Raw genomic sequence first — 12,315 nt, forward strand, 5'->3', positions numbered from 1 at the left:
TAATATGTAAATTTTTCATATATTTTATTTTAAAATTATTTCTTTCACTGTCAATATAACAACACAGCAAAACCGACCGTAAAAATTAATTACGGTCGGTTGTTTTAATTTATTATCTTAAATTTGCACCGATTTTTGCAAGTTCTGCAATGATTTCGTCCATTACAGTCTGAACCTCTGCTGATGAGAGAGTTCTCTCGGCTGATGAAAATTCAAATCTGATTGTGATACTGTGTACTGTGTCTGTATCGTAGGTATCAACAATTTTTGTTCCTTTTAAGATACCCTCGCCCTTGCCGATCCAGCACTTGCTGAGATCCTCAAAGAAAAGTTTATCAGGAACAACTACACTGATATCATAATCAATCGGCGGGAATTTTGACGGCTCATCGTAAACGATCGGAGCGGTCTGCGCATCGGTAAATGCATTCATATCAACCTCAGCAAATACCACGCTTGCTTTCTTGTCAAGCTTTTTGCCCACAGTCGGGTGAACAATACCGATTGTACCGATTTCCTCATTGTCAATCATAATTGTGTAGAGGTTCACAGGGTGTTCATAGCTGTGTGTCGGCTCTGCTTTCTTAAAGCCAAGCGATTTGTGCTTAATGTCCTCTGAAAGTACAACAAGCATATCTCTAAGCTCAAAGTAAAGTGTTTTAATATCCTTAACTTTGCTGAAAAGTGTGATTGCAAGTTTTTTCTGCTCAATGCAAAGGTTTTTTTCGTCAAGGCCTTTTACAACTCTGCCAATTTCAAAAATACCGAAATCATTTGAATACGAAATATTTGACTTAACCTGACAAAGCTGTGTAGGAATAATTGAATTTCTGATTGTTTCAATGTTAGGGTTAGTAGCGTTTGCAAGCTTAACATTGTTTTCAACTTCAATGCCAAGTGCTTTAAGCTCGTCGTTATATGCCCATACATATGAATGGACTTCATGAAGATTATATCTCTGAACAAGAATATCCTTGATTTTATCTTCATTACTCTTTAACTCGCCTGTTCTTACAGGATAAAGAGGTGAACGGGTTGTATGGACGGCAAAGTTATCATAACCGTAAATTCTTGTGATTTCCTCAATGATGTCAGCCTTGATTGTAACATCCTTTGTAGCTCTCCATGACGGAACGGTTACTGTGAAATCATCACCTGCAAGCTGCACACCGAATCCAAGGCTTTCAAGAGTTTTTACGATTCTTTCTTTGCTGATTTCAATACCTGTATAGCGGTCAACAAATGCCTTGTCAAATTCAAGAGTAATCTTTTCATAGTGGAAAGCATACTCGTCTGTAAGGCTTGAAACCACCTTAATATCGCTGTCATATGTCTTTAAAAGTTTAACAAATCTTGCGATTGCAACAGTTGTCATTTCAGGGTCAAGACACTTTTCGTAGCGAATAGATGCGTCTGTTCTGTGAGCAAGTCTTACTGTTGACTTACGAACCGATACTGCATTAAATGTAGCAGACTCAAGAGTAAGAGTTGTTGTATCGTCAACAATTTCCGAATCAAGACCTCCCATAATACCTGCGATTGCAACAGGAGTATTATCGTTACAAATCATAAGTGTATTTTCGTCAATGTTTCTGTCCACACCGTCAAGTGTACGGAATACAAAAGGCTTGTCAAAACGCTTAATACGAATTTTCTCTACTTTTCTTGAGTCAAAAGCGTGCATTGGCTGACCCATTTCAAGCATAAGATAGTTTGTAAGGTCAGCAAGGAAATTAATACCACGAAGACCGCAGTAGTAAAGTCTGATTCTCATATTTACGGGGCTTACATTTCTCTTGATGTTCTCAACCTGCAAACAGCTGTAACGCTGACAAAGCGGATCTTCAATCTTCATATCAACCTTTGCAAGCTCATTGTACGGAGTAAGATCTTCAACCTCAAGCGGCTTTAATGCTCTGCCCGAAAGTGCGGCAAACTCTCTTGCAATACCGTAATGTCCCCAAAGGTCAGGACGGTTTGTAAGTGACTTATTGTCAACTTCAAAAACTATATCGTCAATCTGGTAAACTTCTTTAATATCTGTACCGTTTGCAACATCATCTGTGATGTCCATAATACCCGAATTATCGTCACTGATTCCGATTTCCGCTTCACTGCAGCACATACCGTATGAAGTATAACCTGCGAGCGGACGAGGTGCGATGGTAATTTCACCGAGTTTAGCGCCAACCTTTGCAAAAGCGGTTTTCATACCTACTCTTACATTCGGTGCACCGCAAACTACATCAACAAGTTCGCTTTCACCTGCGTCAACCTTGAGTAAGTGCAGTTTCTTAGAATCAGGATGATTTTCAATTGATTTAATTTCAGCTACAACAACACCGCTTAATTCTGAACCCTTGAAGAAAATTTCGTTTTCCACCTCGGCTGTAGAGAGAGAAAACTGATGTATAAGCTCAACCTTGTCAAGTCCCGATAAATCAACAAAGTCTGAAATCCAGTTCATTGATAAAAACATTACTATTCTCCCCCTTACTTATCGTCTGTAAACTGTGACAATGCCTTTAAGCTGCCACTGTTCAAATCTCTGATGTCTTTAATGCCGTACTTCATCATTGCAAGTCTTGTAAGGCCAAGACCAAACGCAAAGCCTGTGTATTCGTCCGGGTCAATACCGCCCTCACGAAGTACATTCGGATGAATCATACCGCATGGGCAAAGCTCAAGCCAACCGCTGTGCTTACATGAAGGACAACCCTCGCCACCGCAGATAAGACAACTGATATCAAGCTCAAATCCCGGTTCAACGAATGGGAAAAATCCGGGTCTTAATCGTACATTAATATCTTTTTGGAAAACTTCCGAAAGCATAGTTTTCATAAAGAAGATAAGGTTTGAAATCGAAATATTTTTGTCAACCATTACACCCTCCATCTGGAAGAATGTGTTTTCGTGACAAGCGTCGGTTGCCTCATTTCTGAAACATCTGCCCGGGAAAATTGCCTTAATCGGCACACCGTTTTCAATAAGGTTTTTACCGTATTTTTTAAGAATAGCGTTCTGTGCGGCAGAAGTCTGTGACTTCAAAAGCTGACCGTTATCAAGATAATAAGTATCCTGCATATCTCTTGCAGGGTGATGCTTAGGAATGTTAAGTGACTCAAAACATTCGTAATCGGTTACAATTTCAGAATAATCTTCTACAGTAAAGCCCATTGATTTAAAAATAGCCTCACACTGTCTTTGTACAAGTGTGATTGGATGATATGAGCCTTTTACAATATTTGACGGAGCGGTAATATCAAAAGGACGCATAGAGGCAATTTCTCTTTCTACCTCTTTCTTCTTAAGTTCTTCGATTTTCTGCTCAATCTTTTCGCTCGCCATAGCCTTAAGCTGGTTTACTTCAGAGCCAAAAGCCTTTTTCTCATCCGGAGAAAGATCTTTCATACCCTTTAAAAGTGCAGTAATACTGCCCTTTTTACCAAGATAAGCAACTCTGAGCTTGTCAAGCTCGACAAGATCGGAAATTTCTGAAACCTTGGCGTTGATTTCGCCCATAAGGCTTATGATTTTCTCGTTCATACATACCTCCGTAAAAATAAAAATCCCTGCGTAATCACTTACGCAGGGACGAATAATATCCGTGGTACCACCCTGATTTTTGCTTAAAGAAGCAAACACTTCCCGACCTGTAACGGAGTCAGCCGTTGAAACCTACTGTTATTTCAGTCTCACCACTCGGAAGTGAACTTCACGCAATTTCCGCCGCACAATGCTTTCAGCCTTGACATTGCTCTCTTTTCGGCATAAAAAACGCTACTCTCTTCGTCAGCGTGTTATCATTAGTATAATATCATTTTCTTTTTGATTTTGCAATAGTTTTATTGAAAAAAAACGCTTATTATGTTATTATACTATTAATCTACTTAAAAAAGGAGTAAAAAAATTGGAAATATTTAACGAACAGCTTGTAAAAAGAGTTAAAAAGCCAAAACAGCTTATCATTAAAATTTTATCGGTAGCATTGCTTATAACAATTCCCGCCCTTTGCATTGCGCTTGCATATCCGCTCCGCCTTGCTTACCTTATCTATGTGGCGTTTTTTATTTTCCTTATAGGAATATACATAGTTTGGTATGTTTTCAGTATTCAGCGTGTAGAATATGAATATTCGGTTTCAGGCGGAATTATTGAGGTTTCAAAGATTATTGCTCTAAGAAAAAGAAAAACAATGTGCAAACTGCAGATAAGCGACATTGAAATTCTTGACAAAGATGAAAAAGTAATTGATACAATGCGATTTGCTAAGCGCATTGAGGCTTGTGCCGATATTAATGACGAAAACAACTATTATGCTGTTTTTAATTCTGCGGCATACGGCAAAACTTTGCTTGTATTTGCGCCTAACGAGAAAATTCTCAATGCAATGAAAGGTCATCTTAAGAAAGACATTGTACTCAAGATTTTTTACAAAAGAGGCTAAATTATGAAAGAAACAGATAGATTGCTTTTTAACAAGGCTGTTTTTAACCGTCCCGATGACTCCAATAAAGGTACTCTCGGCAGTTTACTGTGCATTTGCGGCAGTTACGGAATGGCAGGCGCTGCAATTATGGCAGGTAAGGCAGCCTTAAGATGCGGAATCGGTTTATTGAAAATTGCCGTACCGAAAAGCATTTATCCTGTCTGTGCAACAAATATTCTTGAAAGCGTATATTATCCGCTTGAAGAAACTTCAAACGGTGTAATTTCAAGTAAAAACACCGTTTTTTTGCTTGAAATGTGCGAAAAATCTTCTGCCGTAGTAATAGGCTGCGGACTTTCGGTTTGTGATGACACAAAAAATTTAGTACAATCTGTAATTACAAATTGCGAAAAGCCACTTGTGATTGATGCCGACGCATTGAACTGCATTTGCAATAAACCGGAAATTCTTAAAAATTTAAAAGCGCCTGCCATTATTACACCTCATCCCGGCGAAATGGCAAGACTTTTACATTCAACTCCAAAGACGGTTAATTTAAACAGAGAAAATACTGCGATTAATTTTGCAAAAAAATTCGGTGTAGTAACTGTTTTAAAAGGTGCGGGAACAATAATAGCATCACCTGACGGTGAAGTTTATATTAATCACACAGGCAATTCGGGAATGGCAACCGGAGGCAGCGGTGATGTCTTGTCAGGAATAATCGGCTCACTGCTCGCTCAAGGTGCATCCCCTATCAATGCAGCAGCGGCAGGAGTATTTCTTCACGGCACAATCGGCGACCTTGCCGCAGAAAAACTCGGTAAAATATCAATGCTGCCAACCGATATGATAGATATGATTCCAACAGCTTATTTGAAACTAATGTAATATTTATAAAATTAAAAACAATACTATATTTTCAAAAAGTTGGGAGAAATAAAATGATAAAATTTATAGGAAAGGCAGTTGTTTTAACTTTAACATTAGGATTTTCTTTATCAATGGGTGCTTGCTCAATGCTCGGCACTTTCAACAAGACTACGGCAAATACAGTATGCGAAAGGCTGAATGAAAAATACAACGAGGAGTTTGAGGCTGAATACATAGGAAACAGAATAGATACTAATTCCGCAACACTTTATGTGCATCCGAAAGATACCCCTAAACTGATGTTTACAGCTGTAATAGATAATGACGGCAATGTAACAGATGATTATGTGAGCAATATTATGACATATAAAGTTCAAAATGATATTGTAGAGAGTTTTAATAAATATAACATAGACTGTGCGGTTGATGTTGAAATAGTTACGGATATTAAGCCTGAAATCAATACAAATTTATCAATTGAAGAGTTTGTTAAAAAGCACAATGTTAGCGGTATGTATGTAAAGGCAATCTACTGTGATGATAATATAAGTAAAGAACAATTGGTTACGATATTTGAAAATATTAGTAAGAGTTATAGTTTTAAACTTGTAATAAACGGTTATTTCTTTGATATTGAAAATTATAGACAATGCTCACAAAAATTTGATACTTATCCTTCTTACGGAGATACATTAATAAAGCGTTATAATCCTTATAAAACTTTTACTTTGTGTGTAAGCAAAGGAGAAAGTACACCAAGTTTACATGAATTTGAGTATATAACAGAGGTGAAATGAAATGTATAATGACTTGCAACTGCGTGCCTTTACACAAATCGCATATATTGATTTAGAATCAAAATATAATCTCTTATTAAACGCAAACCATGATTTAAAAAACAGGTATTTACACATCGACTATAATAAAAATTTTCAAAGTGCCAAAATGACACTTTTGGAAAAGAAAATGGCACTTTGGAATTATCTCTTGAAGATTTAGTAATCATAAAAGCGTTAAAAGAAAATCCGCAAATCACTCAAAAGGATTTAGCCGTTAAGGTAGGAAAATCAGAACGCTCTATAAAAAGGAAAACCGTACTTTTACAGGAAAAAGGCTTTATAAAGCGTGAAAGCGGAAAAAGAAACGGTAAATGGATTGTTTTAATTGACAATTCAAAAGCAAATTAAATATTGGCAGCATAGATAATTAAAGTTATTTATGTTGCCATTTATTTTTTGTATAAATAATTTTTGCCTTGTTTTTTACATATAATTAAGCAAAGACAGGAGTGTGGCGTAATATGAAAAAACTAAGGCTTTTTGTATTATTCTTCTTAATGGCAATAATTTTTTCTGCTTGCCAAAGTAATGAAGTTAAAAAAAGTATAATTACAAATTTTAATGCCGATTTTACGGCAAGCAAAGGAGATTTTTCGGCAGGAGGAAGTATAACGGCAAATGACGGTCAAACCGAACTTGTTTTTAACAAACCGCAAACTGTTGACGGGTTAAAAATCGGCAATGACGGAGGTGAAATATCCATTGAAATAGATGACTTAACAAGTACTGCAGACGAGGCATATTTGCCAAATGACAATCTTTTGCAACTTATACATTGTGTTGCAACAGAGATTTGTGACGGGAGAGAAATTCTTTATCAAAAAAACAATGAATCCGATACATATATACTGGAAACTTCAAAGGGCAAATGCACATATTCCGTAGATAAAAACGGATATATATTATCTGCGCAAATAAATTCTAAAAATTTTCGTATTGATTTCAGCAATCAATACGAGCTTGGTTAATAAAATGCAAACTAAAAGCCTTCACAATTTTTACGCCCAAAAATATTATATAGTAGCTGTATAAAAACTTTTGGAAAGGGAAAAATATCAGTAATCTAATTATTTGGAGCGTGAAAGTCTTGAATATCAAACGAGGGGATATTTTTTATGCAGATTTAAGTCCGGTGATAGGCTCTGAACAAGGCGGAATAAGACCCGTACTTATAGTTCAGAACGATGTGGGAAACCGATTCAGTCCTACCGTTATAGCGGCGGCCATCACAAGTCAGCAGTCAAAGGCAAATCTGCCCACACACATTCCGCTCAATGCAGATTCTTCGGGACTTGCCAAAGACAGCGTTGTTTTGCTTGAACAAGTCCGCACCATAGATAAAAAACGACTCAAAGAAAAAATGGGCTCGGTTGACCAAAACTATATGAGCGAAATAAATGACGCAATTTCTATTTCTTTCGGACTTAATGTCTGATTATGTGCTACATATTTGTGGCACAATCTACAGCCTTCCTGAATTGGGAGGCTTTTTGATTTATAAAAACCAATAAAATAGCAAATTTAAACAATTCACATAAAATTCACGAAAATGGGCTTGAAAAATTAACTGATTTAGTATATAATATAAAAAGAATAATTTACAGGAGGTGTTTCGGTATGTTGGATAAGACTATGATTTTCTCACTTGGTGAGGAACGGGACGATGCTATTAAAAGAAGTCTTACCATCGTTTATGACGCTCTCAGACAAAAGGGCTATAACCCAATAAACCAAATAGTAGGCTATATTCTTAGTGAGGATCCCACATATATAACAACTTACAACAACGCACGCAACATTATCAGTAAAATTGACCGTGACGACTTACTTGAAGCACTCGTAAAATCTTACCTTAATGTTTAGAAAGGACTGATGCTTCGTGGCAGAAGCTAAAAAAACAGCTCAGGAATTTTCCACCTATAAGGGCAGACCGCTCGTAAGGTGTGGCGATGAGATTTATTACGGCAATATGTCTGAACCATATGTTATCAGACTTCAGGTAAAAAGCAAAAACGAGGTAAACGGACTTCAGGTTGCGGATAAAGTTACTGTTCAGTTACTTGCTACTGACCCTGACCTTTCACCAAGAAAGAAGCTTGTAAAATCAAGCGAAAAGCACGGACTTTTTGTTGCAATGGATATTGCTGACATCTGGCTCGAAAGAGCACTTGCCAACAACTGAATATTAACGCTGAAAAAGCTATCACATCGATTTGTGATAGCTTTTTTGCTTTTTGTAAGAAATCTTTATCAAAAGTTGGAGTAATTTATGGTTTAACTGATTGCTTGGCTAAACTGTGCACTAAACCATAATTTATATCAGTTCTCAAACATTTCAACCTTATAGAGCATTGAAAAGAAAAAGCCTGTGTAATTTTTCATCATTGCCATATATTCGTCAGGTTTAACCTCGCCGCCAAAGCCCATAGAATCATACACCACATTTCCCTCTTTAATGGAAATTTTGAGCTTTTTAAGTCCGTTTTTCAGATAAAATCTGCTTCTGCTAAGGCGTTGAGCATAATTTTCCGCATTTTTGTCAAGCTGTTCAAGTGCAAGAAAAAATCTTCTGCCACTGTAAAGTTTATGAATCTCTCGGAGCACGGCAGAGCCTATTCCTTGCCCTCTTTGACTGTCATCAAGAGCAAAGTAGAAAACATACGAAAGGTCAAGATAATTAATTATATAAATCATTCCGACCCATTTTTTCTCACAATAAATTGCAAGAAAATCGACATTTTCTCTTTTGGTTCGTTTTATCATCAAATAAAACGGTGCTCTTTCTTCAGACGGAAAAGCCGAAAAATACAGCTGTTTGATTTGCTTATATTCGGGAAGTTTTTTTGTTACTCTTTTAAATTCAATATTCATTTTATCCTATCCGTTTAATTCTTTATTGAGCCTTGCAACAGGCAAACCTACCACATTAAAATAATCGCCGACAATGCCTTTCACAAGCAATGAGCCTTTGCCCTGTATTCCGTATGAGCCTGCCTTGTCCATCGGCTCTCCTGTGGCAATATAGCTTTCGATTTCTTCTTCGGTAAGTTCGTAAAACTCAACCTCCGTAACTTGTGAAAAGCTGTTTACTTTACTGTTGCCGCAAATACAACAGCCTGTAATTACCTTGTGCTTTCTGCCCGAAAGTTCAGTCAGCATTTGCTTTGCATCCTCTTTGTTTTTAGGTTTGCCAAGCATTTTACCGTCAATAAAAACTCCTGTATCACAACCGATTACAACATCATTTCTATGTCCGTTTTCATATATATGCTTTGCCTTTTTCACAGCAAGGTATTCGGGACTTTTTTCGATTTCAATATTATTTGGCACTCCTTCGTCTATATCGGACGGTATCACAATAAAATTTTCGGTAATCAGCTTTAAAAGCTCCTGTCTGCGGGGAGATGCCGATGCAAGAATAATCATAGAACTTACCTCTTAATCTACATAAAAAACTCTGTTTTCTTTGCGTGGAAGCTCTGTGGGATAATTACCGTCAACATAACCGAGCGCACAGTTGCCGATACCCTCATAATCGCCCTCTATGCCAAGCGATTTGAGCAAATCTTTGCCCTCTTCCCTTTCAAAAAATTCTTTGGCACGGTGAATCCAACAACTGCCTATACCGAGTCCGTGAGCGGCAAGCATAAGATTGCCCATTACAAGCGAACCGTCATAAAGATAAGTAGGTACACTTTTATCCGCAAGAACTATGAGCATTACGGGCGCATTGTAGAACGGGTCAAAACCGTCGGGTTTACCCATAATCTCCGCATTAATTTTTGAAATTTTATCTCTTAATTCTTTATTTGTAACGGCAATAATGATAGGTGACTGACTGTTTCTGCCTGATGCCGCATATGTACCGGCTGTAATGATTTCATCTATAATTTCTTTTGGAATCATATCAGATTTAAATTTTCTTACGCTTCTTCTTGTAATCATCAGGTTTACTGTTTCATTCATTTTAAACGTCTCCTTTATTTAATTCTTCAAGTCTGTCACGCAATTTTAAAAAATCGTCAAAAGCCTCGGGCTTTTTGCGTGGATCTCTTAAAACAGCGGCAGGATGCAGCATAGCCATCATTTCAAAATTACCTTTTTTAAACCACATTCCGTGTTCTTTGGTAATCTTTATGTCAGGCTTAATAAGTTTTGCCGCTGCAATTCTTCCAAGACAAACTATTATTTTAGGGTTAATCAGTTTTACCTGTGAGCGCAGCCAACCAATGCACATTTCCTGTTCCTCGGGTTTAGGATCACGATTTTGCGGCGGTCTGCATTTTACAATATTTGCAATGTAAATATTCTCGTTTCTGTCGAGGTCAACCGCAGCAAGCATCTTGTCAAGCAGTTTGCCTGCTCTGCCCACAAAAGGTTCACCTTGTAAGTCCTCGTTCTCTCCCGGGCCCTCGCCTATAAACATAATATCGGCATTCGGATTTCCCACGCCCACAACTACATTTGTGCGTGTTTTGCAAAGTTCACACTTTTGGCACGCTTTGCACTCGCTGTATAATTCTTCCCATGTTCTATACATTTTCTTATCATTCCTTATTTTTAGAAATTAAAATTTCCAAACTAAAATATGTCCGAAAATTAAATACATTAGCGTAAATGTGTTGAAATTTAAATAATTTAGTAGTAAAATATATTCAAAGCCATTGGCTGTATTTATTTATGATTGGTGGTAAAAAATATGAAAATTATGGTAGAAACCTCTGCTCGTCACATCCATGTGACAAAGGAAGTTTTCGCAACACTTTTCGGTGCAGACGCAACTCTCACTAAAAAGAAAGATCTTTCTCAGCCCGGTCAGTTTGCCTGTGCGGAAAAGGTTAAGGTTGTTGGCCCTAAGGGTGAAATGATGATGTCAATTCTTGGCCCTGAAAGAAGCGCTACACAGGTTGAGGTTGCTCTTACAGATGCAAGAAAACTCGGTATTGCTGCTCCTGTTCGTGAGTCAGGCGATATTGCAGGCACACCGGGCTGCAAGCTCGTTGGCCCTGTTGGCGAGTGTGAAATTGAGTGCGGTGTAATCGCTGCTAAAAGACACATTCACCTTACTCCGGAAGCTGCCGCTGAATTTGGCGTAACCGATAAGCAGATTGTTTCTGTTAAGGTTGGCGAAAGCACAGGCAGAGCAACAACATTCGGTGATGTTGTTGTAAGAGTAAGCCCAAGCTATGCTCCTGCAATGCACATTGATACCGATGAATCAAACGCAGCAGGTCTTAGCGGTACTGTTGACGGCGAGGTTATTCTTTAATAGTTACATATCGGCATTTACGCTCTGTCTTAAAGGCAGAGCGTTTTTTGTTGCTTTTATCGCTTATTTAAACTTACCGATATAAATTCTCAAGATTTCCACAGCTTTTTTACCTTGCTTTATCAAGAAATGTGTGCAGAAAATCAGGGAAAATTTCTCTCCATGCTTTTTCATTATGTGCATTTTCAAAAAGCAAAACTTCGTTGAACATATCGTACGGATAACCGACTTCCGGTAAAAGGTCGTACATCATTTCCGTGCTCTGCATCAAGATTTCTTCAAGTGGGTCTGCATTTCCGCAATACATATAAATATACGGCATATCATCGTTCACTTTTGAAAGCAAATATGCTCTCCAATCGTCTTCCGTATAAACTGCAAATGCAGGCGACAATGCTCCTACAAATCCAAACTTGTCGCTGTGCTCCATTCCCTCAAAGAAAGCCTGCAAACCGCCCGATGAACTTCCGCATACCGAAACGCTTTCTTTATTTTTCTTTGCAGGAAAATTATTTTCGATATAAGGGATAACAGTATCCGTAAGAAAGCTGTCAAACACCTCGCCCTCGGGAGAGAAAATATCATTAAAATAATCTCTGTGCTGAATTTCACCTATGCATTTCGGAGTAAGCTCACTGTCACGATATATATTGCCGTTGTCAATTCCGACTATAACGGCTGAAAGTCCTGTGTTATTCTGCTCATTTTCAACAGCAGAAATAACATTCCAACTTCCGTATTCCGTACTTTCTTCGTCAAACAGATTTTGTCCGTCAGTCATATAAATTACAGGTAATTTTTCATCTTCGCTATGACTTGGAATATATACCCAAATTTTACGCTCTCCTCTTTCGTTCGGAAATGGAAGTGTAAAAGTTTTTAATTCTGAATTAACCATTAATATC

General features: G+C 37.7%; 16 protein-coding genes and 1 other annotated feature. Of the genes, 9 read left to right on the forward strand and 7 right to left on the reverse strand.

Annotated features, from left to right (window positions below):
* Window positions 1–112: 112 nt before the first annotated feature.
* Both pheT and pheS read right to left on the reverse strand, forming a co-directional pair.
* The gene (gene pheT, locus I2E21_RS09405) at window positions 113–2,479 is read right to left on the reverse strand and encodes a phenylalanine--tRNA ligase subunit beta (RefSeq protein ID WP_195411165.1); all 2,367 of its coding nucleotides are present in this window, start codon (window positions 2,477–2,479) and stop codon (window positions 113–115) included.
* A gap of 14 nt (window positions 2,480–2,493) precedes the next feature.
* Complete coding sequence (gene pheS / locus I2E21_RS09410; protein WP_195411166.1) at window positions 2,494–3,546, reverse strand: phenylalanine--tRNA ligase subunit alpha; 1,053 nt, start codon at window positions 3,544–3,546, stop codon at window positions 2,494–2,496.
* Window positions 3,547–3,587: 41 nt separating this feature from the next.
* Window positions 3,588–3,805, reverse strand: a binding site (T-box leader).
* Window positions 3,806–3,910: 105 nt separating this feature from the next.
* Between pheS and I2E21_RS09415 the strand changes: the two genes are divergently transcribed.
* The 8 genes from I2E21_RS09415 (at window position 3,911) to I2E21_RS09450 (ending at window position 8,323) form a co-directional block, all read left to right on the forward strand.
* Complete coding sequence (locus tag I2E21_RS09415) at window positions 3,911–4,447, forward strand: hypothetical protein (protein WP_195411167.1); 537 nt, start codon at window positions 3,911–3,913, stop codon at window positions 4,445–4,447.
* Window positions 4,448–4,450: 3 nt separating this feature from the next.
* A complete protein-coding gene (locus I2E21_RS09420; protein ID WP_195411168.1) occupies window positions 4,451–5,320 on the forward strand; it encodes an NAD(P)H-hydrate dehydratase in 870 nt (289 codons plus the stop codon).
* A 53-nt stretch (window positions 5,321–5,373) separates the two neighbouring features.
* Window positions 5,374–6,099 carry a hypothetical protein gene (locus tag I2E21_RS09425; protein WP_195411169.1) on the forward strand — a complete coding sequence of 242 codons (726 nt, stop codon included), beginning with the start codon at window positions 5,374–5,376 and terminating at the stop codon, window positions 6,097–6,099.
* Between the two features lie 177 nt (window positions 6,100–6,276).
* A complete protein-coding gene (locus I2E21_RS09430) occupies window positions 6,277–6,489 on the forward strand; it encodes an Lrp/AsnC family transcriptional regulator (RefSeq protein WP_195411170.1) in 213 nt (70 codons plus the stop codon).
* Window positions 6,490–6,602: 113 nt separating this feature from the next.
* Entirely contained in the window at window positions 6,603–7,109 is a 507-nt protein-coding gene (locus I2E21_RS09435; protein ID WP_022233974.1) for a hypothetical protein, read from the forward strand.
* A gap of 119 nt (window positions 7,110–7,228) precedes the next feature.
* Window positions 7,229–7,576, forward strand: coding sequence for a type II toxin-antitoxin system PemK/MazF family toxin (locus tag I2E21_RS09440; protein WP_022233975.1), 348 nt, complete (start codon window positions 7,229–7,231; stop codon window positions 7,574–7,576).
* A 182-nt stretch (window positions 7,577–7,758) separates the two neighbouring features.
* On the forward strand, window positions 7,759–8,004 hold the full coding sequence (locus I2E21_RS09445) for an IreB family regulatory phosphoprotein (RefSeq protein WP_022233976.1): 246 nt from the start codon (window positions 7,759–7,761) through the stop codon (window positions 8,002–8,004).
* A gap of 16 nt (window positions 8,005–8,020) precedes the next feature.
* Window positions 8,021–8,323, forward strand: coding sequence for a hypothetical protein (locus I2E21_RS09450; RefSeq protein WP_022233977.1), 303 nt, complete (start codon window positions 8,021–8,023; stop codon window positions 8,321–8,323).
* A 137-nt stretch (window positions 8,324–8,460) separates the two neighbouring features.
* Here the strand turns inward: I2E21_RS09450 and I2E21_RS09455 are convergent, their stop codons facing one another.
* Genes I2E21_RS09455 through I2E21_RS09470 form a run of 4 tightly spaced genes read right to left on the reverse strand, consistent with a single transcriptional unit; the run spans window position 8,461 to window position 10,681 of the window.
* Window positions 8,461–9,012, reverse strand: coding sequence for a GNAT family N-acetyltransferase (locus tag I2E21_RS09455; protein WP_195411171.1), 552 nt, complete (start codon window positions 9,010–9,012; stop codon window positions 8,461–8,463).
* 6 nt (window positions 9,013–9,018) lie between these two features.
* Entirely contained in the window at window positions 9,019–9,567 is a 549-nt protein-coding gene (locus tag I2E21_RS09460; protein WP_195411172.1) for a Maf family protein, read from the reverse strand.
* A gap of 12 nt (window positions 9,568–9,579) precedes the next feature.
* Window positions 9,580–10,107 (reverse strand): nitroreductase, encoded by a 528-nt coding sequence (locus I2E21_RS09465; protein ID WP_195411173.1) that lies wholly within the window; start codon window positions 10,105–10,107, stop codon window positions 9,580–9,582.
* Window position 10,108: 1 nt separating this feature from the next.
* On the reverse strand, window positions 10,109–10,681 hold the full coding sequence (locus I2E21_RS09470; protein WP_022233982.1) for a uracil-DNA glycosylase: 573 nt from the start codon (window positions 10,679–10,681) through the stop codon (window positions 10,109–10,111).
* A gap of 159 nt (window positions 10,682–10,840) precedes the next feature.
* Here I2E21_RS09470 and I2E21_RS09475 point away from each other — a divergent pair, with 159 nt between their 5' ends.
* Window positions 10,841–11,410 (forward strand): phosphate propanoyltransferase, encoded by a 570-nt coding sequence (locus I2E21_RS09475; RefSeq protein WP_195411174.1) that lies wholly within the window; start codon window positions 10,841–10,843, stop codon window positions 11,408–11,410.
* A 109-nt stretch (window positions 11,411–11,519) separates the two neighbouring features.
* Here I2E21_RS09475 and I2E21_RS09480 read toward each other — a convergent pair whose 3' ends face one another.
* Window positions 11,520–12,308, reverse strand: coding sequence for an alpha/beta hydrolase-fold protein (locus tag I2E21_RS09480; protein WP_195411175.1), 789 nt, complete (start codon window positions 12,306–12,308; stop codon window positions 11,520–11,522).
* Window positions 12,309–12,315: the final 7 nt, after the last annotated feature.

Origin of the sequence: Ruminococcus sp. BSD2780120874_150323_B10 (assembly GCF_015553695.1) — a bacterium.
Lineage (GTDB): Bacteria > Bacillota > Clostridia > Oscillospirales > Acutalibacteraceae > Ruminococcoides > Ruminococcoides intestinale_A.